Origin of the sequence: Pseudovibrio sp. Ad26 (genome assembly GCF_001623285.1) — a bacterium.
GTDB classification, from domain to species: Bacteria; Pseudomonadota; Alphaproteobacteria; order Rhizobiales; family Stappiaceae; genus Pseudovibrio; species Pseudovibrio ascidiaceicola.
The window spans coordinates 1-24899 of the sequence record NZ_LMCE01000147.1; the positions used below are offsets into that span (position 1 = coordinate 1).

Annotated in this window: 19 protein-coding genes; 3 read left to right on the plus strand and 16 right to left on the minus strand. The window is 51.7% G+C overall.

The features are described 5' to 3' along the window. Positions 1-485: 485 nt before the first annotated feature. From PsAD26_RS25915 to PsAD26_RS25930, 4 genes are all read right to left on the minus strand, one after another. Complete coding sequence (locus tag PsAD26_RS25915; protein ID WP_063312719.1) at positions 486-851, minus strand: hypothetical protein; 366 nt, start codon at positions 849-851, stop codon at positions 486-488. 199 nt (positions 852-1050) lie between these two features. Continuing rightward, positions 1051-2427, minus strand: coding sequence for a sodium:solute symporter family protein (locus PsAD26_RS25920; RefSeq protein WP_063312720.1), 1377 nt, complete (start codon positions 2425-2427; stop codon positions 1051-1053). Between the two features lie 263 nt (positions 2428-2690). After that, positions 2691-5009 carry an FdhF/YdeP family oxidoreductase gene (locus tag PsAD26_RS25925; protein ID WP_343229014.1) on the minus strand — a complete coding sequence of 773 codons (2319 nt, stop codon included), beginning with the start codon at positions 5007-5009 and terminating at the stop codon, positions 2691-2693. Positions 5010-5347: 338 nt separating this feature from the next. Further along, a complete protein-coding gene (locus PsAD26_RS25930) occupies positions 5348-5770 on the minus strand; it encodes a DUF805 domain-containing protein (protein WP_063312721.1) in 423 nt (140 codons plus the stop codon). A 330-nt stretch (positions 5771-6100) separates the two neighbouring features. Here PsAD26_RS25930 and PsAD26_RS25935 point away from each other — a divergent pair, with 330 nt between their 5' ends. Further along, positions 6101-7156, plus strand: a complete 1056-nt coding sequence (locus PsAD26_RS25935; RefSeq protein WP_063312722.1) for a helix-turn-helix domain-containing protein — start codon at positions 6101-6103, stop codon at positions 7154-7156. Here PsAD26_RS25935 and PsAD26_RS25940 read toward each other — a convergent pair. After that, positions 7153-8988, minus strand: a complete 1836-nt coding sequence (locus PsAD26_RS25940; protein WP_063312723.1) for an SLC13 family permease — start codon at positions 8986-8988, stop codon at positions 7153-7155. The genes PsAD26_RS25935 and PsAD26_RS25940 overlap by 4 nt on opposite strands. A gap of 391 nt (positions 8989-9379) precedes the next feature. Between PsAD26_RS25940 and PsAD26_RS25945 the strand changes: the two genes are divergently transcribed. Then, positions 9380-10081, plus strand: a complete 702-nt coding sequence (locus PsAD26_RS25945; protein ID WP_063312724.1) for a DUF4336 domain-containing protein — start codon at positions 9380-9382, stop codon at positions 10079-10081. A gap of 88 nt (positions 10082-10169) precedes the next feature. On the opposite strand, the gene PsAD26_RS25950 is transcribed toward PsAD26_RS25945, so the two are convergent. Continuing rightward, complete coding sequence (locus PsAD26_RS25950; protein WP_063312725.1) at positions 10170-10541, minus strand: DUF4345 family protein; 372 nt, start codon at positions 10539-10541, stop codon at positions 10170-10172. Between the two features lie 30 nt (positions 10542-10571). Then, on the minus strand, positions 10572-11495 hold the full coding sequence (locus PsAD26_RS25955) for an SDR family NAD(P)-dependent oxidoreductase (protein ID WP_063312726.1): 924 nt from the start codon (positions 11493-11495) through the stop codon (positions 10572-10574). 122 nt (positions 11496-11617) lie between these two features. Between PsAD26_RS25955 and PsAD26_RS25960 the strand changes: the two genes are divergently transcribed. Beyond that, the gene (locus PsAD26_RS25960; protein ID WP_063312727.1) at positions 11618-12532 is read left to right on the plus strand and encodes a LysR family transcriptional regulator; all 915 of its coding nucleotides are present in this window, start codon (positions 11618-11620) and stop codon (positions 12530-12532) included. A 68-nt stretch (positions 12533-12600) separates the two neighbouring features. Here the strand turns inward: PsAD26_RS25960 and PsAD26_RS25965 are convergent, their stop codons facing one another. From PsAD26_RS25965 to fliI, 9 genes are all read right to left on the minus strand, one after another. Further along, on the minus strand, positions 12601-13641 hold the full coding sequence (locus PsAD26_RS25965; RefSeq protein ID WP_063312728.1) for a 4-hydroxyproline epimerase: 1041 nt from the start codon (positions 13639-13641) through the stop codon (positions 12601-12603). A gap of 86 nt (positions 13642-13727) precedes the next feature. Continuing rightward, the gene (locus PsAD26_RS25970) at positions 13728-14963 is read right to left on the minus strand and encodes an FAD-dependent oxidoreductase (RefSeq protein WP_063312729.1); all 1236 of its coding nucleotides are present in this window, start codon (positions 14961-14963) and stop codon (positions 13728-13730) included. Next, complete coding sequence (locus PsAD26_RS25975) at positions 14945-15862, minus strand: dihydrodipicolinate synthase family protein (protein ID WP_063312730.1); 918 nt, start codon at positions 15860-15862, stop codon at positions 14945-14947. Before PsAD26_RS25975 ends, PsAD26_RS25970 begins: the two co-directional genes overlap by 19 nt. A 193-nt stretch (positions 15863-16055) precedes the next feature. After that, on the minus strand, positions 16056-17555 hold the full coding sequence (glpK, locus tag PsAD26_RS25980) for a glycerol kinase GlpK (protein WP_063312731.1): 1500 nt from the start codon (positions 17553-17555) through the stop codon (positions 16056-16058). Positions 17556-17881: 326 nt separating this feature from the next. Continuing rightward, complete coding sequence (gene glpD, locus PsAD26_RS25985) at positions 17882-19405, minus strand: glycerol-3-phosphate dehydrogenase (RefSeq protein WP_063312782.1); 1524 nt, start codon at positions 19403-19405, stop codon at positions 17882-17884. 307 nt (positions 19406-19712) lie between these two features. Next, a complete protein-coding gene (locus PsAD26_RS25990; RefSeq protein ID WP_063312732.1) occupies positions 19713-21986 on the minus strand; it encodes a mechanosensitive ion channel domain-containing protein in 2274 nt (757 codons plus the stop codon). A gap of 138 nt (positions 21987-22124) precedes the next feature. Continuing rightward, the gene (locus tag PsAD26_RS25995; protein WP_063312733.1) at positions 22125-22565 is read right to left on the minus strand and encodes a paraquat-inducible protein A; all 441 of its coding nucleotides are present in this window, start codon (positions 22563-22565) and stop codon (positions 22125-22127) included. A 237-nt stretch (positions 22566-22802) separates the two neighbouring features. Further along, positions 22803-23210: a flagellar export protein FliJ gene (fliJ, locus tag PsAD26_RS26000; RefSeq protein ID WP_063298438.1), complete on the minus strand. Its 408-nt coding sequence runs from the start codon at positions 23208-23210 to the stop codon at positions 22803-22805. A gap of 30 nt (positions 23211-23240) precedes the next feature. Continuing rightward, positions 23241-24566 (minus strand): flagellar protein export ATPase FliI, encoded by a 1326-nt coding sequence (gene fliI, locus PsAD26_RS26005; protein WP_063312783.1) that lies wholly within the window; start codon positions 24564-24566, stop codon positions 23241-23243. Positions 24567-24899: the final 333 nt, after the last annotated feature.

Genomic DNA, 24899 nt, shown 5'->3' on the forward strand with positions numbered 1-24899 from the left:
TTCAAACAATTCAACAACTTCATATATCAACCCAAACACTACAAACACCCACCCAAAAACCCCAGAAACAAGCCAATAACAACCAGCCAAAACACCAAAACTTAACAAATCCAAAATTTGCACAGACGGGGATATCCAACTCTATCAAACAGAATGCACACCCTCTACGGCCTCATTCAGCCCCAAACCACCACAAACGTCCCTCTGATACTTCAACGAGTCGCTCAGCCGCCCGAAACCGCCCTCAACGGGTTTGCGTTCTTTTGCGTTATTCTGCGTTGTTTAGGTGTCAGCTGCGCGATTGTGCGTTCCTATGTCGGCAAACCGAGCAAAAGCCCGATCCAGCCGCCCGAACCCACAACTCCCGCACAGTCCGGCTTATCCCCCTCACCACCAGGCCCGAGGCAGACAGCTAAAACCCGACTTATGCCCGCCTCATCAAGATCTGTCGCAAACCCTCACAGCCCGGTCCAATGAGACCAGCCTCAGCGCCCCGGCACCTCCACCGTCACCGTTTCACCGCCATAGCCATGAACGCTGTCCTTGGCCCGAACCACCACCCGCGACATCCCTGCCGGAATCTCAACACCACTCAACGAGCGCGTAAACGGCTGCTCATTCACATGCGGATGCGCCAGCACCCGCACGGCCAGCACTTTACCGTCTTCCGAAAGCACCTCCCATGCATCGGCATAGTGGTCCCATCCTTCATCACCATGGCGCACGTTCACATCAAACCGATAGGACCCATCCGCTTGCGGGGTCACATCCGCTTTCACCACATCGGCTTCACCCGCCAAAACCTGTGTCGCCAGCAAACTGAGGACTAGTCCAGAAAGAACAGCACGCATAAAAGCCTCCTTTAGAGCGCATTCCGGTTGATTTGCTTCCATCAAACCCGATGAACTCGCTCCACCAAATAAATCAATGCAAAACGCGCGACTATAAAGGCACGCATCAAACTCCAAGTTTGCAGCGAGGCTAATGCACCAACCTCACCCCGCAACCCACAAAACATCAAAATGTCTTGAGCAAACCAGCCGCTCTCACTCACTCATGCATATAGATGGAAGATTTCGGCATGGAGAGGAACACAACCAGATTGGCAAGCACACCAATCACCAGCCCCGGCAGATCAAAAGGCGAGTCGAGCCCGCTTTGCCACAACACCGTCGCAACAACACCCGTCACCGCCCCGGCCAAAAACGCAGGGGTTCCACGACGAGCGCCATAGATCGCCGCAACCAGCGGCACCAGCACAATCGGCGCCCAATAATTGTAGGCGTAAATCAGAATATCCAGAATGCTCTCTATAGAGACGGCAAACACAATAGAAAGCAGCCCCACAACCAGCGTCACCAGCTTGGCGATGAACAGCAAGTCCTCTTCCCGCATCTCTTTGCGCCGCAAAGGCCGCAACACATCATTCACAAACGCAATACTGGCGGAGTTGAGATAGGAATCCGCCGAGGACATCACAATCGCAATCACACCGGAAAACACCAGGCCCTTCAGCACTGGCGGCATAACGCTCACAATCACAAAGGCCATGGCATTATTAGGGTTCAGGTCCGGGTCCAGCGCAAAGGCCACCAAACCAATGGCCCCGGTGATTGCAAAGAAGAGAAAAGAGAACAAACCGGAATAGAGCGTACCCCGCGCCGCAGCGCTCGCCGTTTTCCCCGCCAGCAACCGCTGCATATAAGGAGGCACAAGCGTCTCGCCAAACATGAAAACAAGAATAAGCCCAATCAGCCCCATCCAGCCAAAGTCCGGTCCGGGCAGGCTCAGATGATCCGGCGGCACTGCCGCAAACAAAGCATCAATGCCGCCAATCTGATAAACGCCAAAGCCCAAAACCAGCGGCATCCCAATCGCCAGAATAACGAACTGCACCACATCGGTGTAAACCACCGCCCGCATACCGCCCAGCGTCGTATAAAGAATAACAATACCGCAGCCGATCCCGATGCCCCAGAACCGGTCCAGTCCAAAAAACACATTGAAGATGACGCCAATCGCACCAACCTGCGCACCAACAATGCCGCAACACAACAACAAACCGCAGACGCCCGTGGTTATTCTGGCCAGCTTGCCATAGGCCTTGCCCATAACATCACCAACAGAAACCGCATCGGGAAACGCCTTCATCTTGGGCGCAATCAGCGTGGCAACCGCGATCTCTTTACAGCTAAAGCCCCACAACGCCACAATATTGGCAACGCCATATAAAAACACCTTCTCCGCATTGCCGGTAGAAAAGCCCCCGCCAATAAAAGAGGCAGACATGGTGGCGAAGATAACAAGAGACCCAAACTCACGCCCCGCCGTCGCATAATCCTTCAGCCCCCGCTGTATCCGGCCACCCCAAAGCCCCACCACAAGTATGCCAACCAAATAGCCAGCCACGATAATCATATCGATCATCAGCAGGGGTTCCTTTTAGACAACAACAAACGCAATCGCGCCCACGTCTAACAGGAAGACATTACATGAGAGTGAGACAGACCATTAAAAGGCGGGGGGATGGGAAGTGATCGCGGCGAGAACAATCGTTTTAGTATTGTATGCGAAAAGAAGAGTGTTGCTGACTTAATGCGAATGTCTAAAGCTGACCCCAAGCAAATTTACCCCGCTGCGAATGCTGCTGGCCCTTTATGCCTCTGCTCGAACAGCAGTGTTATGTGACGCTAAGACTTCTTAGTTTCCTGATCTATCAAAACTCTTACAGGGATCGATTTAGCTGCTGGCGTACCACTGGTTTTGTCGTAATACCCAAGCGGCAAAAGCGGGTTGAGTTCCGGGTAATAGCCCGCCACAGCCCCTCGGGGTAGGGAATAATCCACCACCGTCAATCCGTTGACCCGCCTGTGCATGCCGTCATTAAAGATTGTTTCGACGGCAACACAGGAACCATTTTCCAGCTCTCGCTCAGCACGATCCTCAGCATTCATAAACAACACCATTCGCGTGTTGTAGACCCCGCGATAACGGTCACTGTTACTATAAATTGTCGTGTTGAACTGATCATTGGAACGGACGGTCGCCAACCGCAACATATCTGGGTCATGAACTGGATCATCTGAATTTAATCCAGGAAAAGTGAGGAAATTTGCTTTCCCGTTTGGAGTGTTCCAAACAAGTCGTCTCGCCGGGACATCCAGATAAAAGCCCTCAGGAATGCGAATCTTCACCAGAAAGTCGCTGTAAATCTCCGGATAAACTTCTGAGATTTTTTCTCGGATCAAATTGTAATTCGTGATGAAACTTCCCCAGTTCACCACGCTATTTGGAAGAGTTGCCATAGCCATTCTGCACACAATTTCGACTTCTGACTTCAAGTATTGACTTGCTGGCTCTAAAACTCCTCTAGACGCAGAAACCTTTGACATTGAATCTTCGGTTGTCAAAAACTGTTCACCGGCGGAAGTACCGATCTTTTCGGAGCGTGCGATTACGGGAAGGATCAGGGCATCTTTGCCGTGGACGAGGTGACCACGGTTGAGTTTGGTTGCAATACCAACAGTGAGAGAAAGCTTACGCATGGCGTCATAGGAGCGTTGAGTATCTGGAATGGCACGAACAAAATTGCCGCCCATCCCGATGAAGACCTTAGCGATCCCTCTCTCCATCGCTTCTACGGCTTTAATTGTATGGTGCCCATGTTCACGAGGCGGCTCAAAATGGAATACTTTCTTTAGCTGTTCGAGATAAGCCTGCGAAGGCTGTTCATCGATACCAACTGTCCGGTCTCCTTGAACATTTGAATGACCGCGGATCGGTGCAATGCCTGCTCCTGGCTTGCCAAAGTTCCCCAATAACAACAGTAAGTTTGCCACCTGTTGTAGAAGGTGTGATCCTTTCTGATGCTGAGTAAGGCCCATTCCATAACAAATCATCGTTGCTTTAGACCGGATATAAACTTCTGATACACGTCTGATTTGCTCTTCAGAGATACCTGAAGTCTCGACAATTTCATCCCAGTTCTGGCTCAAAACATCTTCTTGTAATGCAGCGATGCCCGCTGTGTGACGCTCTACGAACGCCCAGTCTATTATTTGCTCACCATTAGCATCACGTTCAAAAATGACCTTCATCATGCCTTTGAACAATGCAAGGTCCCCACCAATGCGGACTTGAACAAAGTTGCTCGCGATTTCAGTAGAGCCCAATGTCGCCATTTGCACAATATCTTGAGGATTAGTAAAACGGATCAATGCACGTTCAGGCATTGGATTGACCACGATAATAGGTACACCCCGTTTTCGCGCTCGGATAAGATTGGTCATCATGCGGGGTGAATTTGTACCGGTATTTTGACCTATAACGAAGATTGCCTGAGTACTGTCAAAATCTTCCATCACCACGGTGCCCTTACCTACACCAATTGATGGCGGGAGGCCTCGGCTTGTTGGTTCATGGCACATGTTTGAGCAATCTGGAAAATTATTAGTACCAAACTCACGTGCAAAAATAGAATAGAGGAATGCAGCCTCGTTAGAGGTGCGTCCTGACGTATAAAATTCCACTTGATTTGGATTGCCTAGAGCTTGCAGATGTCCTCCAATCAGATCAAAGGCTTCATCCCAGTCACAAGGCACATATTTATCTAGTTCCTCACTATAACGCATGGGTTCGGTTAGCCGACCTTGCATTTCCAACCAGTGATCGGATTCTTCCATCAAACTAGATACAGTATTCGCGGCAAAGAACTCGCGTGTTACTCTCTTTTTCGTTGCTTCGAAGGCGAGTGCCTTTGCACCATTCTCACAAAACTCAAATTTACTTCGACACACCGGGTCAGGAAAGGCGCAACTAGGGCACTTAAAGCCTCCAGGCTGGTTCATTGAAAGGAGTGCTTTCGAACCTTTGCTGAGACCACTTTGCTCCATTAATACCTTAAGCGTGGCCTTAGCAGCACCCCAACCGCCTCCTGGTCGCTCAGTTTCCTGGATCTTATTCTTCTTCTCCGTCATACCAAGAGGCTCACTTTCTCTTACAGCAGACATGTCAATCTGCGAGATGATGCATCCCAATATATAAGATAGTAAGTATCCATAAAATTACTTTGAACATGATGTAGAAATTAAAATATACCCTTGAGCCTGAAATTAATTACATATCTATTCAATAAATAAAATCGAATTACAATTACATGCACTAGGATCCAATATTACTACTAAATATTCATTGGATAGCGCTGATTTTCTTAACTGCAGCACTGCAGACGTCGTTACACACTACGAATGTTCCATGCAGTAACTGCATCTGCCTCAATCCGAGTTACTTCATCCAAGGATCAAACGTTTCCAACATCAGCTCCACATTCTGATAAAAACACCACAGCTCACACAGCGACCGGAGCCGGCTCAACATCATACTTGTTCGGCCCCTTGGTCCCCGCAGCAAAACCGGCGTTCAGCATGCCAAAGATAGCCAATAAAACAATCAGAATACTGACAATAAGTGGGGCTTCATATTCTGGGTTTTGATTGAAAAAGCGGAGGTAGGTTGTAGGAATGAAGAAGTATGGAACATACCACCAGCCAGACTTGCCAATATCGTGCAAGCGCCTGACCAACAATGAGAGCTGGATATAGTAGAAGGCTGCAAACAAAAGAACCACGAGTGAAAACTTAACAGTGTCAGAACCAACTTCGAGCGGATGGACCACATACAAAAGAGTAGAAAAAAGCAAACCAGTCCATGACAAACTCAGTAACCAAAACTTCGCTCTGCCCAGCCTGCCTTTAAACCCAAGATAAAACATCCCACCACCATATTGCTCATGTGCGCTGAAGTCGGTCTCGCAACTTTAAAGCTCCCCAACTCACCGCAGTATTCCCAAATTATTGAGGGTGCAGATAGCAAACCTGTTTTGGGTGCAACACCGATTGCAAGTGGCAAGAGGTGACCCTTCGCAACTGTCAGGAAGGCCCGCGCTGAGGAACTCTTGTTTGCTCGTGACAGGCAAGATCTCATTGATCTCCTGAATACCATAAGCATCTACTAATTTATTTAGCTGTCTGCAGTTGTGTGACTGTCAAATACATCACATAGTATGTATGTCTAAAGCATTCATGCAGCAGGAGATGGCGCGTTGAGTGAGGCAATTCAGGCGGCACCCATCGCCGGTCTTCCAAGAAACTCATTTTCACTGGATTCCATTCGGCGAAAAGACAGATTTGCGTTCTGGCGAGAGAGTTTAGCCTGTCTTTGTGAAGCTGAAATACATCGTGGTGAGGACCAGCTCGATTTCTTCGGCGAGATCAAATCTGTGCTGTTCGATTCCCTCATGCTCTCTCAGGTGACAGCGCAGGCCCATATCGCCAACCGCACCAATGCGGCGATGGCACGAGATGGCGTCGATCATTATTTGCTGATGGTTCATGATGAGGGGGACGCCGAATTCTATGCAGGGCATAAAAGCGTCAGCCTCAACAAGGGCGACTGCATTTTTCTGGATTTCTCGCAGGAAGGTGGCTCATTCTCCGGCAGTTACAGCAATCGCTCCATTCTGATTGCCCGCGAGCAACTTGCCCCTCTGTTGCAAGGCCCGGACGACAGCAACCTGAAAACCCTCCCGGCGGCCCATCCACTCAATGTGATTTTGCGCGAGCATCTCTCGTCAATCAGTGCGCAAACCAGCAAACTCACCATGCAGCAGGCCCAGCAACTCGTGCCCGCCACCATGGGATTGATCGCAGCGTGCCTGAATGGAATGCCTCATGAAAGCGAGGCAGGGCAGGAAGGCGTCAATCTGGCCTTGATGACCCGCGCCCGGCGCATTGTTGAGGCAAACCTGACCAACCCAAACCTATCGCCCAACTATCTGGGCGGCGCCATCAATGTATCGCGCAGCAAACTCTACGAGTTGTTCCTGGCCTTCGGCGGCGTCAGCAAATACATCCGCGACAGACGCATGAAAGCCGTCTTGCGCGCACTGCTCGACCCACGCAACGCTTACCGGGCGACCTATCAGGTGGCGCTGGATTTCGGCTTCCTGAATGAAAGCAGCTTCAGCCGCATGTTCAAACAACACTTCGGCTACTCGCCTCGCGAAGTGCGCACGAAATCCTTTGAAGTCACCGCTGCTGTTCAGGGAGATCTCCAACGAGGCCGAAAATACGAAGACTGGATCCTGAACCTCAGCTAGAACGGCAGAAACACCGGAATGAGCAGCGTAGCAATCGCCAGCGCCATGATCTGCAGCGGCACGCCAATCACCACGTAATCCTTGAACCGGTAGTTCCCCGGCCCCATCACCAGCGTATTGATGGGTGAGGCCACAGGCGTACAAAACGCCGTCGAAGCCGCAATCGCAACGCTCATCAAAAACGGCTCAGGCCGCACACCCATAATAGCAGCCACCTCAAACGCAACAGGTGCAATAAGCACCGCAGTTGCCGTGTTCGACGTAAACTGGCTGAAAACTGAGGTGAGCAAAAACAGCGACATCAGCATCACATAAGGGGAGCTATTGCCATAAAGCGCAACAATCTGGTCCACAATCAGCAGCAGCCCACCCGTCTTCTCAAGAGCAGTCGCCATGGGGATCATCCCCGCAATCAAGATCAAACTGGGCCAGTTGATGGAGGTGTAAGCCCGATTGACCGAGACACACCCCACGCACACCATAGCCGTCGCCGCCAAAACAACCGCCGTCACACTGGGCACCACGCGGAAGATGATGAGCGCCAGCATAACCGCTAAAATACCAAGCGCGACTGGCGCCAGTTTGCGCCGGGGCAGATAGTTCTTGATCTCTTCCGGAAACGCCAGCAGCAGAAAACTCTCCCGCGCGGCTTGTAGCTTGCTGATATTTTCCCAATCGCCCACCACAAGCAACTGGTCGCCAAACTTCAGCTCAATGTTCCCAAAGTTGCCATGCAGCGCCTCGCCTTTACGAATAAGGCCAACAACGCTCAGGCTGTGGTTGGTCCGAAACCCGGCCCCGCTGATCTTTCTGCCAATCAGCTTGGAATCCGGCGCCACAATCAAATCCGCCATGCCAAGCTCACGGGCAGAAAGGTGATGCCCCTCCTCGCCCATCGGCAAATGCTCCAGACCGATGCACGCAAACACATCCTCGCTGATGGGCTCCTGCATCACCCCAAACACAATATCACCAGCCTTGAAGGCACGGTTTGTCTGGGTCGACGTCACCTTCAGCCGTTTGGTCGTGGTAGAGGTATACTCCAGCCCAAACAGCGTAAGCCCAATCCGCCGCCGCAGCTTCGCACTCACAACCGTCTGCCCAACCAACTCGGAATCTTCACTCACCCGCAGACGAACAATCTTGTCCTCAATATCGTAGGTTTCCAAAAACCCCTGCAGCGTACGGCGCCCTTGCTCCGTCGCGCCTTGAGGCCGCTGATGACCGCGCAAAAACAGGCGCCCATACACCAGCATGTAAATCACTGCGACAACGAGAATAACCAGACCAATCGGCGTAAAGATGAAAAAGTTGAACGGCTCCATCCCTGCATTTTGCAACTGCGCATTGGCAATCAGGTTAGGCGGCGTCCCGATCAGGGTCAGCATCCCGCCAATCAGCGCGCCATAAGCAAGTGGCATAAGCAAGCGGGATGGAGAAAGGTTGGATCGGCTCGCAAGACGAATGGCAACGGGAATAAAGATCGCCCCTGCCCCCGTGACGCTCATGACAGACGCCAGCGCCGCGACCGTCAGCATCAACAGCACGATCAGCTTCCACTCCTGATCCCCCGCAATCTGAACGATCTTGTCCCCGACCGCGTAAGAAATTCCGGTCTGAGCCAGTGCCTCACCAACGATGAACAGCCCGGCAATCAAAATAACAACCGTGGACCCAAACCCCGAAAGCATTTCCGTGGGCGTCAGAATACCAGACAGGCCAAGCGCCAACATCACCATGATCGCAACAAGGTCCAACCTCAGCTTGTCAGAGACAAACAGGATGACAGCTGCAAGCAAAACGAAGAAGGTGAAGAGCATTTCCCAAGACATCGTCTTAGCGTCCTTCGCAAAGTAGATCAGTATAGTTTGGTGTCGGTGATCGTGCGATGTATACGAGGCATACGCGACAAATCCTAATAAGACAGGAAGCCTTACAAATCTTCGCTTAGTTTATCGTGAGATATAAGTAAACGTTTTGCTGCCAAACAGCGTATTTGTGACTGTGGATATATTATAGGGCATTACACCTATACTTTATTCAATTTTACGAAAGAGGCCTTTAAGGCAGAATCCAGCCCTCAGGTGCTGTTAACTTTTCCCAATTTCCCTTTCCATTTTGGCAGAATACATGGTTTCACAGTGCTACAGGATGCCTTAGTGTTATAGCAATACGGCGCATTGCACCTCACGCCTGACTTCCACAATTGGGGATGTCATCTTCATGCTGCAATCATTCGCTCCGGAGTTCTGGCTGGTGGATGGACCAGTCATCACCGCCGCCCTCGGCTTTCATTATTCGACCCGTATGGCAGTCATCCGCCTGCAAGATGGCGGGCTCTTTATCTGGTCCCCCATAGCCTTGTCAGAAGAACTGAAAGACCAACTAGATATTCTCGGCCCCGTTCGCCACATCATCGCACCAAATCATCTGCACGACAGCTTCCTCACGGACTGGGCCACGGCTTATCCTGAGGCCCAACTCCATGCAGCGCCCGGTCTGGCCGAAAAGAGGCCTGATCTGTCTTTCACCTCAACCTTAAGCAACAAAGCCCCGGCAGAGTGGCAATATGAGGTTTGCCAGTCTGTCGTGGGCGGCAACTCCATCACAACAGAGGTTGTGTTCTTTCACAAAGCCAGCAGAACCACGCTGTTCACAGACCTGTTGCAGCAGTTTCCCAAAGGATGGTTCAGAGGATGGCGGGCCCTCATTGCACGGCTCGATTTGATGACAGAACCAACACCAAGTGTGCCTCGCAAGTTCCGCGTCGCCTTCCGCGATAAAACAACTGCCCGAAAAGCACTCAAAAGAATTCTCGGATGGCCGACAAAAGCCGTCGTGGTCGCTCACGGTGACCCAGTAACCGCCAACGGCGCCGCCTACCTTGACCGTGCCTTTCGCTGGTTGAAGGTCAATTCATACTAGCATCCCTATAGACTTAAACAACAAAGCGGCGGAGAACTCAGGCTCCCCACCGCATAAAATCTCAATTTCAAAAGAGGCTGTAACTTTCTCAGAAAGGCCGGAAGAAAGCACCAAGCAAGGCTGCGATAAGAACAAGCTCAACAACAAGCGGAGGGATAACGTCTTTGACAAACCCATCTGCCAGCAAGCCAACCACACGGCCCAGCGCAACAACACCCAGCAAAATGGCAACGGCCACATAAGCTTGAGGCTGCACCGTTACAAACCCAATAATCAAAAGCGCAACACTTGATAAAAACAGTCCACCAATCACAGAGCGAATGGTGCTCAGGCCCGCAACGCCAACGGGTTCAAGCGCAAAGTTCTTCGTCATACGAGACGGGGCAAACATTGAAACAGTGCCCAGACCAAGAAGCATAAGGGTAGGGGCGCCAACCATAATTTGATAGATAAGTTCCATTGGTTCTCTCCAGATTAAACGAGTTGGGATTTAGACAAGTTGGTGGACGGCCTGATTGGCGTTGTCCTGAAAACTGTGATTGCTGAAAGCAGAATAAAGAGTGGCCTGATCAGTCAGCTTACCGACAGCACCTTCACCAGCACTGGCGTAGAAAACACCACTCTTGAACTTCGGGTCTAAAATGCAGTCCACATAACGCTTCGCACCATCTTCAACGCCATGCATCATGCCCAGCAGAGGCATCAAAACGCCGCCCACATGCTTGAAGAAGATCCTCTTAAGGAAAGGCATATCATCAAACCCGTTAGTGCCAGTGGTGCCGCCCGGGCTCATGGTTACAAAACGAATGTGCGGGTGCTGACGAGCCATAGAGGACATCCAGAGAGCGCCAATAAGCTTCACGCTCGCATAGGCATCCATTGGATCACTCTTTTCGGTAAATGTGCGCCCATCCGCTATGGCTCGAAACTCATCTACGGACGCTTCTTTCAGCACCGGGCGGGCAACGCCCATCTTGGGTATGCCGCGCGCAGCTTCCGAGCCCGCATAAAGCACGGTGGAGGTGATCAGCTGACGCTCCAGCATCTCATCCACCAACACCACATGACCCAACAGGTTCACGGCATAAATGTTGGTGACACCATGTGCAGTCATGCCATTGGGCGACCGGCCGCCCACACCGCCTGCATTGAGTATGAGAGCATCCACCGGCGCAGTCATCTGACTGATGGCCTGACGAACGGAATCAGGGTCCATCACGTCCATCAGGATAATTTCAAAAATATCGCGCTTGGCTTCAGCTTCAAGAGCAGCTTTTGCTGCTCGAGCTTTGGCCACATTGCGACAAGCGAGATAGATTTTCTCAATACTGCTGGTCTTTGCAAGTTGACGTGCCGCCTCACGGCCTAGCCCTGTATTAGCACCAGTAATTAAAACAGATCTGATCGGAGACATTGCTGCGTTTCCTGTTGAAGTATGTTCGATGTAGGAAACGTACGCTGGTTGAATTTTGAAGTGTAGACGGGTAAAAATGGACGCTATGTTCCAAATTTGAACCGTCGGATATAGGCCTGACCATGCAAGAAAACTACGCTTTAAATTGGGATGACCTGAAGTACTTTCTGGCAGTGGCTCGCAGCGGAACACTGAGAGGCGGTGCAAACCTGATCCGCGTCAACCACACGACCCTTGCCCGAAGACTGGAAGTTTTGGAAGAACGGGTCGGCAGCCGTCTGTTTGACCGCTCCAAGGCGGGACTTGTTTTGACAGAACTGGGCGAAGCGCTCCTTCCCTACGCAGAGCGAGTGGAAGACGAGATGACAGCAGCCTCGCGCATCATTGTTGGACGAGATGCAGAGCCGCAAGGCACCATATACGTAACCATGCCCCACGGTCTGGCCATGACATCAATCATGGATGATCTGGTCTTGTTTGCTGATAAGTATCCGGAAATCGAACTGAACCTGAACTTCACAAACAATGTCGCAGATCTGACCAGACGAGAAGCAGACGTTGGCTTTCGCATCGCCGATGAAGTGACACAAGACGTTGTGGGCCGAAAGCTCGTGCAGATGTCACAAGCAGCTTATTGCACGCGGGAATACGCTGAAAAGATCAAAGATAACAGGGGCGAAGGCCTGAGCTTCATCGGCTGGCACGAGGCGGAAGGCGAAACAACCGCTCCGTGGATTGAAAGTGGCTGCTACCCAAAAGCGCTCCTGAAACACAGGGTTTCAGAACTGGTGCCGCTTATTTCTCTGGCCGCCGCAGGTTTGGGCATGGCCTATATTGCCTGCAATTTGGGCGACAGGCATCCCTTGCTCATGCGTGCACCCTTCCAAAAGCCCATGCCATACCGCAGCATCTGGCTCCTCCTCCACCGCGACCTCCGCAACACCGCCCGCGTCCGCCTCTTCGTCGACTTCATAGCCCACCGCATCACCGCCCGCCGCAACGAGTTCTGGGTCGCTGGGACGAAATCTGACGCTTAGTATCCGGAAAGGTAGGAGTGGTTCGCCAAAACAAGAAACTCACTCTTACCCTTCAGCCGCAATCACTCTCAGTATGTCCCCTTCTCCGGAAAATGCTTCACACCGTCGGCAGCCAGTTGGAAGCCGGTCATGTAGGGGTCACGATCATCAAGGAAGAGAGTGTTGTAACCCGTCTTGCGGGCCCAGCCTTCGATGGTTGGGATGATGCCGTCATGCCCGCCCACTTTCGCTGCTTCCTTCACACCGCCAACAAACACAGAGCCGATGATGGACTCATGGCGCATGGTGTCGCCCACCTTCAACTCGCCTTTGGCGTAAAGGTGTGCTAGCCGGGCGGAGGTGCCGGTGCCACATGGGCTGCGGTCCAGTGCCTTATCACCATAAAACACCGCATTGCGCCGATCAGCAGCATCCGAGGTCGGTTTGCCAGTCCATTGAATGTGACTGATACCGTGGATCCGTTCATCTTCGGCATGGGTCACAGAGTACTTCTCATTCAAAGCAGCTCGCAACCGCGGACTCCAGTCGAGCAACTGTGAGACACCCACATTTTCAAGGCCCGGGAAGTTCTCCTGTTCCTCAACAATGGCGTAGAAGTTGCCGCCATACGCCACGTCAACGCTGATCTCCCCCACTCCCGGCAAATCAACACTCAAGCCAGTCTCCGCCAAATAACTTGGCACGTTGGTCAGGCGAACACTCTCAACATATCCATCTTTTTCAAAATACTCAGCCACCACCAAACCAGCAGGCGTATCCAGATACACCTTGCCCGGCTCGCGAGGTTCAATAAGTCCTTCCTCCAACGCCATGGTTATGGTGCCTATGGTGCCGTGGCCACACATGGGTAGGCAACCAGATGTCTCGATAAACAATACCGCCACATCGCAGTCAGGCCGTGTTGGAGGAAACAGCATGGAGCCGGACATCATGTCGTGCCCACGCGGCTCAAACATCAATCCGGTTCTGATCCAGTCATAGCGCTTGAGAAAATCCGCCCGCCGCTCCAGCATATCATTGCCGCGCAAAGCTGGCGTGCCGCCCGCAACCAGTCGCACGGGGTTACCGCAGGTATGCCCGTCAACACAGAAAAAACTCTTGGAGACCAAGCTCCCCTCCCCTTATTCCATGGCATCAATACAAGATGCCAACGGTCAACCGATGGAGCCCTCTCTCTCCCCCAGCAGCACCGCGCTTAAAATCGTTGAGCACTGTAAAGTGTGCAATCTATTTTTGGTGTCTCACCGCAAATCAGGTCACTGACCAGCTCAGCCGTAATGGCCGCTTGTGTGAGCCCATGATGACCATGCCCAAACGCATAAGTCACGCGGTCGCTTTGTTTCGAATGCCCGATCACTGGCAGCGTGTCCGGCATAGAAGGCCGATGCCCCATCCAGCGAATGCCATTTTCACGGTTCAGGCCGGGTAACAAACGAGATGCCTTCTCTGCCATCGCATCAGCACGCTTCCAGTTGGCTTCCATCTCCAGGCCGCCAAACTCAACCGCACCGCCAATCCGCAATCCGTGAGAAAGCTGCGTCACCGCAAAGCCAAGTCCTGGCACCATAACAGCGTGCTTCAAAGCAACATTCGGCTCGGAAAACGTAGTGTTGTATCCACGCTCCGTCTCCAGCGGCACCTTGTCTCCCAACTGAGCTGCCAACGTCTTGGACCATGCGCCACAGGCAATCACCACATGATCACTCAGGATTTGCTCCTCACCTTCCACATGCAGAACAATGTGATCGCCCTGCGGCTGAACATGGGAAACCGAAGATTTGAGGATCTTACCTCCATTGCGCTCAAACTCTTGCGCAAGGCTCAGGCACAAGGCATGCGGGTCATCCACCGTCATCCACCCTGGAACAAGCGCCCCCCCAACAACATGCTCAGAAAAATCAGGTTCTAACTCACGGATCTGGTCGCCATTGAGTTCCTGAACCTCAATACCATGCTCACGTTGCTCTACCCAATCATTGCGCGCCCCTGCCAGGTGGCTGTACTCGGTATAAACATCAAGGCAGCCCTTCATGAATACATGATGCCGCGTGCCTGAGGATTGCCAAAGCCGCTCCCACGCAGGCAGCGAAGCCTTGTTGATCGCAGCTTTGCCGAGAACACTGTTTTTCAGCTTGTCAGGAAGCGATGCCCGCGAGAACCGCAGCATCCATGGCAAGATCTTGAGTGCATAAGCAGGGCGCACAGAAAGTGGCCCCAGTGGGTCTAGCAGCCAGCCGGGTATTTTCCGCCAAATGCCCTTGGATGCCAAAGGCGCAACATCGGTCCATGCAATGCCAGCCGCGTTCCCACGGCTGGCCATTTCACCCGGACCATTGCGGTCAATCAGAGCAACCTTGTGGCCTTCTTGCTGAAGGCGCAGGGCTGTTGCCAATCCAACAACCCCGGCTCCGATTACATGGATGTGTCGCATAGCTCTTTAAGCTCCGGCAGTTCCGGGCGGCATGCAACTGCATCTTCCACCACCTTGATGACACGCGCACGCTCCGCACCGGACAAAGCCAGACGTGGCGCACGAACACGGTCATTAGAGCCGATAGCAACCATCTCTGCCAACTTGATATTTTGGACTAGATTGGTGGAGACATCCAAGTCCAGCAGCGGACGGAACCAGCGGTAAATCTCAAGCGCTTCCTGATAACGCCCAGCTTTTGCCAGCTTGTAGATCGCGACAGTTTCGCGTGGGAAAGCCACAACAAGACCAGCAACCCAGCCATCAACGCCCATCATCAGGCTCTCAAGCGCAAGGTTATCAACACCGGTCAGCACCTTGAAACGATCGCCAAAGCGGTTGATCACTTCTGTTGCACGGCGAATGTCATCGGTGGATTCTTTCATCGCAACAATAAGCGGCTCGTCTGCCAGCTCAGCGAACATGTCCAACGTCACATCAACACCGTAAGCAACCGGGTTGTTGTAAACCATCACCGGAACGCCGCCAGCTTTCGTAACTGCTTTGATGTGAGCCACAGTCTCATGCGGTGCAGAGCGGTAGGGCACGCCCGGCAGAACCATCAGACCATTTGCACCAGCTGCCGCTGCATCTGCCGCTGCTTTCATGGCGCGGCGTGTGGAGCTTTCACACACAGTCATGATGACGTGTTTGGACCCACAAACCTTTTTGGCGAGCTTGAGAATTTCGATTTTCTCTTCTGGCTCCAGCGCCATCGCTTCACCAAGAGAACCGCAAACAATGATGCCATCGCAGCCAGCGTCCACCTGCAGCTGGAAGCAACGCTCCATCTCTACAAAATCAAGCTCATCGTTCTCTGTAAACTTTGTTGTGACAGCCGGGTAAACACCAGTCCACATTTTGATTATCCTCACCTGTGATATATTACAGGCAATATGGCCTTCAATCCCTCAAAGGTCAATACTGTGATATATCTGAAAACAAATAAATCCAGAACCACAGTGGAAAAGCAATAAATTCAGCAAGTTAATAACGCTGCGGAAAGTGTGTAACCGGCAATCCGACACCTCCCGCAGCTTAATATTATGTAGTTCAGGAGGCCTGGGAACGAGTCCGGGAAACAGCATCATGCCAACCGGAGAGCCGCTTCTCGCGCTCGGTTGCGTCCATGTTCGGCTCAAAACGACGGTCCAGATGCCAACGTTTGGAGAATTCTTCCATGCTCGGCCACACACCCGCCTTCATACCAGCAAGCCACGCAACACCAAGCGCGGTGGTTTCCTGCACAACCGGGCGATCCACCGGACGGCCAAGAATGTCCGCAAGGAACTGCATGGTCCAGTCAGAAGCAACCATGCCACCATCAACGCGCAGCACGGTATCACCGTTGAGTGGAGAGCCCATGTCAGAAGACTTGGAGTTGATCAGATCAACAGTCTGGTAGCCAACACTTTCCAGTGCGGCCCGTGCGATCTCATCCTGACCGGTAGAACGGGTCATACCGAAAATCGCCGCACGTGCTTCAGGGTCCCAGTATGGCGCACCCAGACCAACAAACGCCGGAACCAGATAGACATGGCTTTCCGGATCAGCATTCTCAGCCATCAACTGCGTCTGTGCAGCAGTCTCGATGATCTTCAGCCCATCACGCAGCCACTGCACAGCAGCACCCGCAATAAAGATGGAACCTTCCAGCGCATATGTCGTTTTGCCGTTGAGGCGATACGCAATGGTAGAGAGCAACCGGTTCTTGGAATAAACCAGCTCTTCACCGGTGTTCAGCAATGCAAAACAGCCAGTGCCATAAGTGGACTTCACCATGCCCTGCTTGAAGCATGCCTGCCCAACCGTTGCCGCTTGCTGGTCGCCAGCCACGCCATAAATCGGCAACTCGGCACCAAACAGATCAGCTGTGATTGTGCCGAAGTCATCCGCACAGTCTTTCACTTCCGGCAGCAGGCTCTTCGGGATGTTCAGCAGAGCCAGCAGCTCGTCATCCCAACGGTTTTCGCCGATGTTATAGAGAAGAGTACGTGAAGCGTTGGTTGCATCAGTCACATGGGACTTGCCGCCAGTCAAACGCCAGATCAGCCAGGTATCAACGGTACCAAACGCCAGTTCACCAGCTTCTGCCCGCGCACGCACGCCCTCAACATTGTCCAGAATCCAAGCAACCTTGGTGCCGGAGAAATAAGGATCAAGCAGCAAACCAGTCTTGCTGGTAAACAGCTCTTCATGACCCGCCGCTTTCAACGTGCTGCAGAAGGCAGAAGTTCGCCGGTCCTGCCAGACAATCGCGTTGTAAACCGGCTCACCAGTTACGCGATCCCAGATCAGCGTTGTCTCACGCTGGTTGGTAATGCCCACGCCGATAATCTGACCAGCAGCAAGGTCAGCACCGGACAAAGCCTCACGGCATGTTTCAACAGTCGTCGTCCAGAGGTCCTCAGGATCGTGCTCTACCCAGCCTTCATGCGGAAAATGCTGCGGAAACTCGCGCTGCCCAACACCGACACTTTCAAAACTGTCATTGAAAACGATCGCACGTGTTGACGTCGTCCCCTGATCAATGGAGAGCACCCACCCTGTCATTTATTCCTCCCGGAAGAGGGTTCCCCTCTTCGAAAATCCAATTTGGCACCAGCTATTTTTCTAAGGCGCCGAAACAATCTACAGCGCGTTCCGCTTGATTACTCACAATCAAGCGATAAGAATTCGCTTAAGCAAACAAATTAGAGCACGGCACGTAAATGAGAATGCACGTGATGTGCTCTAATGATGAACGTAGAATGTCACTTACCAAAATATAAGGGTCAAAACACCAAGATAACGACCAACCTTTGTGTATACCATCCCATACAAGGCGCCATGACATAAAACAGGCTCTGCCTTTCACTAGGAAAAACAGAGCCTGAAACTTAACCAGCCATGCGGCTCGCTTCAAAGTAGCTGGCAAGGTAATGCTCCAGCACACCTGCTGCTTCCTTCGGCAGATGCAATCCCAGCTTGGAACGCCGCCACAAAATGTCTTCCGCAGTCACAGCCCATTCCTGCTCAACCATCCAGTTGACCTCGCAGGCATACAAATCGCCGCCAATATGTGCGCCCATCTCAGCAGTGGTTTTCGCATATCCGAGGATCTTCATGGCATCAGAGCCATAGGACCGCACCAGACGATAGGCATGATCATGCTCAAGGAACGGATAAGCTGATTTCAAAGAAGCAACCTTCGCGCCAAAGTCACTCGGCTCAAAGTCACCGCCCGGCAGAACGCTGTCCTTGGTCCAGCTGTTCTTCTTGGCAGCCTGCGGCAGATAATCCGCCAGCTTCTCCAACGCATGTTCAGCAAGACGGCGATATGTGGTGATCTTGCCGCCAAACACGCTCAGTAATGGAGCCTTGCTCTCACCCTCATCCATCTCAAGAACATAATCACGCGTCGCCGCACGCGCTTCGCTCGCACCATCATCATAAAGAGGACGCACACCGGAATAGGTTCGCACAACCATGTCCGGGGTCACTTCTTTAGAGAAGTACTCGCTCACCGCGCTGCACAGATATGCAACTTCATCATCAGAACACGCAACACCCGACGGGTCACCCTGATAGTCAACATCAGTGGTCCCAATCAGCGTGAAGTCATCCTCATAAGGGATTGCAAAGACAATACGGCCATCCGCATTCTGGAAAATGAAGCTACGATCATGGCCAAACATCTTCGGCACAATAATATGGCTGCCCTTCACAAGACGCACATTCGCCTGACTGTTCAGCCCAATCGCGCCTTTCAAAACGTTAGACACCCAAGGGCCAGCCGCATTCACCAGTGCCTTCGCATGAACCAGCTCAGTCTTGCCGCTTTCATTATCGCGAATTTCAACGTCCCAACCACTTCCATTGCGGGACGCACGCACAACCTCAGTGTTACGGCGAATTTCAGCACCACGTGCAGCAGCATCACGCGCATTCAGCACAACCAGACGCGCATCATTCACCCAGCAATCGGAATATTCAAAACCGCGCGTGAAAAGAGATTTCAAGCCATCATTGAACGGAGCACTGTCCAGCGGCACCGTCTTCGTTGCCGGCAACAGTTTACGACCACCCAGATGGTCATACATGAACAGGCCAAGGCGTAAGAACCAGGCCGGACGCAAGCCTTTATGATGCGGCAGAATAAAACGAAGTGGCCAGATGATATGCGGTGCCATGTTCAAAAGAACTTCGCGTTCCTTCAAAGCTTCACGAACAAGACGGAACTCATAATATTCCAGATACCGCAGTCCGCCATGGATCAGTTTGGTAGAGGCCGAAGAGGTCGCGCTTGCAAAATCAGTCTTTTCCGCCAGAAAAACTGAAAGTCCTCGTCCGGCAGCATCACGAGCAATGCCGCAGCCGTTGATCCCGCCCCCTATGACAAATAGATCATAGCTCTTACTCATGGTCTTGCTCATGACTGGCCCCTCAATGTCACGGTTCTCGCCAGTGAATCCGTGAAAGCACGCATATTCATTACGCCGAACCTATTCGAATATTTTCGAAAGTCAACGAAACCTATTATCATATATATGTATTAAAACGAAACTCCCATAAGCAAGCGAAAAAATCGTCTTTTTGGCTTATTTCTCTCGTCAATTTGTTTAACACTGGGCAACAACAAAAAGACGCATTCGTAATCAAAACGAACGCGCCTTTTTCATATGAAACCGAAACTGCGTTGTTTCGGTATCTGTTTCAACTCAGATCACATCAATTGGGACCATCGTCCAGCGGAATGTCCTCTCCCTCTCCACCAGACCTTTTGGCACCCTGTGCTTTTGTCTGCGCACCTTTCTGCTCAACCTGAGGCACATCCTCTGGCTTGCTGTCCCCTGCCACATGGTAGGTCACTTGCGGGAATGGAATATCGATACCGCGCTCATCAAACACAACCTTCAGACACTCATTATAAGCCCGCCCGATTGCCCACTGGCTTCCTGGCAAGGTTTTAATACGCGCCCGGATGTTGATGGCAGAGTCACCAAACGCAGTCACACCATGCATTTCCAGCTCGCCAAGGATTGCAACATTGTGCGGCGTTTCCTCCAACCGGCGGAAGGCTTCCTGCATAGCTTCTTTGGCGACTTCAATATCAGTGCCATACCCAACACCCATAACCGACACCGCATAAGCGAAGTCGCGAGTGGAGTTGGAAACGCTTGTCACAGAAGAGAATGGAATGATGTGCGATGTACCATTGAGATCACGCAGACTTACGCTGCGAATGCTCAATCGCTCAACGGTTCCGGAAATACCGCCAACCTCAACAAAGTCTCCTTCGTTCATCGCATTCTCAAGCTGAATAAAAGCACCAGTGATCACATCCTGCACCAGCTTTTGCGACCCAAACGAGACCGCCAGACCAACAACACCAGCACCAGCAATCAACGGAGCAATCTGAATACCAAGCTCAGACAACGCCAGAAGCGTAAACATCACAATCATCAAAATGGAGATTGCATTGCTGAACAGCTTGAACAACGTCTTGGTTCGGCCGGAAACGACTTTTCCTTCACGCTCAAGAATGCGCAGGTCAATCCAGGACATAATCGTCAACCAAAGAGCAAACCCAATAAGGATGACAATGACAGCAGACATAATGGAGTTCGCAAAGGTAATACCGTCACCCGACCAGATCCACTGCCAGAAGCTGCCAACACCCCAAACTTCCAGAACACCAACAATCACACAAAGACCGACAATAACGCGCAGCACCATGCAAACAGTCGGCAGGAAGGAGTTCAGGCGGCTTTCAAACGTAGGCAGCACATGATCCAGCGCATCATAAAGGTTCACCCCCTTACGGATCACCCTCGTCAGCAACATCATGATGCCCAGCCCGATGAAGATGACAAGCAAGGACATAGCGCTGGTTCTGGTAATATAATTGATGGCATCAAGCGGCGTACGCAGCCATGCAACCATGATTGCAAACACATAAAGCAACGCTAGCAAATGCCAGCCAAAGCCGAGCCCCTTAAAGAGCTGAACTGAGAAATTGGAGCCTCGAAAACTCTCGGCATATCCGCGAATAGCGTGGCGGACCCGCATCCGTGATCGAAGAATAATCGTCACGAGATAAACAAGGCAAACCAGCACAACAGTGACCCGCACACTGCCCGCCAGCTGCGCAGAAAAATTCACCCCAACCATCGGCACGGCCAAACGAATACCAAAGCCAAGGATGCCAACAATCATAATAAGGTGCCGCGACCAAAAAACGGCTTCCTGATCGGAGAATGGCAACAGGCGGAAGGCTGATCGATGCGGTGCAAACACAAACCGGATCACCACCCGCGACATCTCAATCAGGAAAAAGGCATTGATAGCAAACAACTCAACATTGTTGACGCTCTGAACCGTTGGGTCCGTCGAAAAAATGTAAGCCGACAGATAGCCAACGCCAGACGCAACCCCAACAAACACGGCGTCAAAACCGGAGGTAATCGCCAGCAGCCCAACACGGAAGAACAGCGGGTGCCGGTCTACTTTCTTCTCATACCGCCGCATATAGGCGGTTGATATCTTATGCAAAATAATCAGGACGATATACGCAGGCAACAGCACCCGGATGATGCTGAAAATGCCATCCAGTAACCGCGAATGATCCACGTTTGACTGGCCATCCAGCAAGTCCTCATAACCGGAGAGCCCTGTGATGATGAGCGTACCAAAGTCATAAAAACTCGAAACACCATCCTGCACATACGTTCCGATCAGCGCTGCAATCGTTGCCTTCGCCGTTGGACTAGCAGTCGCAGCAGGGGTGCTACTCCCTGAAGAACCAGCCGCCTCCTGCTCCTGCAGAATTTTAATAAGCGCCTCACGCCCCTTCGGGTCTTCAAGCACCTTGATCAGGGCTTGCTTGGCCTGCTGCACATCAGCCCCACCCTCAGCAGCGGTGGAGGGGGTTTGAGCCTGCGCAGTACTGGCAAAACTAAGAAAGACCGCAGCGAATGCCGCAATAAGAAACCGGAAAAACATGGATCACCCAGAATGAAAACGAGCAAAATTCAAGCGAACATTACTGCTTTACACCATAAACGAGAAGATCCAGTGAAGACAAACCGACAAAATAACCCTGCGCAATCAGAGTTTTTGACAGATGAAAGCATGCAGAGGCTATCTAGCGACCCGCCCAACCATAAATGCAGCAACTGCCGTTGAAAGCGTCGCGGCTGCATAAAACCACAGCCCCGGCAAAACCTGAGCGCTGGCAAGTCCGCTTGTTTTGGCTGCAAAAATCACCAGGGCCACCAGCATCACATCCATCATGGACCACTTCCCAAGATAGCTGAGCGCCCGCAGCCACTTGCTGGTTGACCGATGCAACGCGGAAATACCAAGAACGAGAATTTTCAAAGCAGGTAGAAAGACAGAAAACAAAAATACAAGCCCGGCAATTGAAACCTCACCTTCATCATAGAGCCCGCCAATCACCTGCAACAGGCTCGGCGTATCCTCCAGAAAATAGAGGCGCTCCATACTCAACAACGGCAATGTCAGACCTAAACCGAACGAAAACGCGGCAATTGGGATTAAAAATCCAAGTAAAACAGGCATTAAGGCTCCTGAAGCGTCTTTCCGAAAATTGGACACTGCTCTGATCCCAGCGCGAGACCCTGACGCGACAGCCTATAAATAAACATTGGTGAAATGAAAGCAACCACGAGGTATCGCACCGCGAACAGGCGCAGTGCGATCAATAAAGGATTATGAAGAGGTTAAGACCAGTTCGGGTTGTTAGAGTATCGGGTCATTCCGTCTAAGAACGAGAGACACTCCTAACCTCGGGAAGAATTAGCGACGCGCCATCCGCCCCGCAATATCGTCCATTCCGTCTTGTTCAATCGCATCCATGGCAGCACGTTGACGCATTTGGTCACGTTCATCCATCAACTCGATCTTTTTCAACTCAGAAACAGCGTCAGTCAGATCGTCCTGCGCTTTCTCAAGCTGAGACTTCAATTCCTCAGTCGAGTGCTTCAGGTTATCTCGGCGCTGTGCAGCCGCGCGAGCGAAAGTCGGATACGCAAAATGGCTGATATCATCAATACCAACACGCTTTTGCTCCTGAACAATCTGGTTCTCCAGATCTTCAGCCATTCGATCAAAATCACTCAACATCGTTTCAATCTGAGTCACCTGACGGCGCTTCTCATCAACATTGAACTTCTTAAGCTTCAAAAGGCCTTCACGATTCTTCATACGCAATACTCCCTTTACCGGAGAGTGAGCTTACGCCTGAGTCATTTCCAAAAGATGAGCAAGCTGGAAATATCCCTCTTCAATTGTAGTTTTTTCCCCCTTCATTTGCCCCAAATACGCTTCTAGAGCGTCATTTTTGGCAATTGCTTCATCAACAAGGGGGTCTGCACCTTCTTTATAGGCACCCAGACGGATCAGTTCTTCCATATCTGCATAAGCAGACATCAGCTGCTTGGCACGGCGAAGAATCGGTAAGGCTTCTTCAGGCACACAACGCGGCATGGTTCGACTGACAGATTTTAGCACGTTAATAGCCGGGTAGCGACCACGCTCTGCAATCCCACGCTCCATAACAATGTGCCCATCCAAAATACCGCGCACAGCATCAGCCACAGGCTCATTATGATTGTCGCCCTCTACCAGCACGGTAAAGAGTGCTGTCACAGAGCCTTTGCCGACAGCACCCGGCCCGGCCCGCTCCAGCAATTTCGGCAGTTCAGTAAAGACGGTCGGCGTATACCCTTTAGAAGTCGGAGGCTCACCAACAGAAAGACCAATCTCACGCTGAGCCATGGCAAAGCGCGTAACAGAGTCCATCATACAAAGAACGTTCCTACCCTCATCACGGAAATATTCAGAGAGAGTAAGAGTGAGATAAGCCGCTTCCCGGCGCATCAAAACGCTTTCATCCGAGGTCGCAACAACAACAACAGACTTCGCCAGCCCCTCTTCGCCCAGATCATCCTCGATGAATTCCTGAACCTCACGTCCACGTTCACCAATAAGACCGATGACAGACACTTCTGTTTCCGCATTCCGCGCCAGCATGGACATAAGGACTGATTTACCCACACCAGACCCGGCAAAAATACCGAGGCGCTGCCCCTGACAACACGTTACAAAACTATTAAGGGATCTCACACCTAGGTCGATCGGGCTCCCAACACGGGCTCGTTCTGCAGCCGGAGGTGGTGAATCACGCAATTTTCTCGGGATCGAACCGAATGGAAGAGGTCCTTTTCCATCAATCGGCTCGCCTAAAGCGTTAACAACACGCCCCAGCCAGGCACTCGATGGATGAACAATACTCTCACGTGAAATCAGCTTCGCCTTGCTACCATGACGCACACCATCGAGCTCGCCAAATGGCATACAAAGCGCTCTTCCGTCTCGAAATCCGACGACTTCAGCTTGAATTGACGCTGCGTTCTCCCCTATTTCTATTAGTAGTCGCGCACCGACGCTCATGGCGTAAACAGGCCCTGCAACTTCAATCAGAAGTCCCTTAACTGCTTCTACTTTCCCGTAAATTTCGGTTGGGAGGCATGATTCGATTTCTGCAAAAAGCGAGTCCAAAACAGATTCCCTATTAATCATTTTCGTCGTTGGTAACCGATCGTTTACGCTTCTGCTTAATGTTATTGGGGAGACTTTGAATGGCGTATAGCCCTTTCAAGGAAACGAAGCGTCTAAACATGGCTTTCAGTAGCACTTGATTCGATTGAAAGCCAACCGGTCTCAAATTGATGAACAGGAAAGGTTACACCCTTGAATTCTAGGTTGTACCCAGAGAACTGTTCTACGTGAGAGTAAAACGCTTGCGGTAGCGATTCGAGTTCTGTTAACCATAAACTCATTCAATTGAGTCGGGTTTATAGTATTCCTTCGCAACGGTTTGTGTTTTTGGGC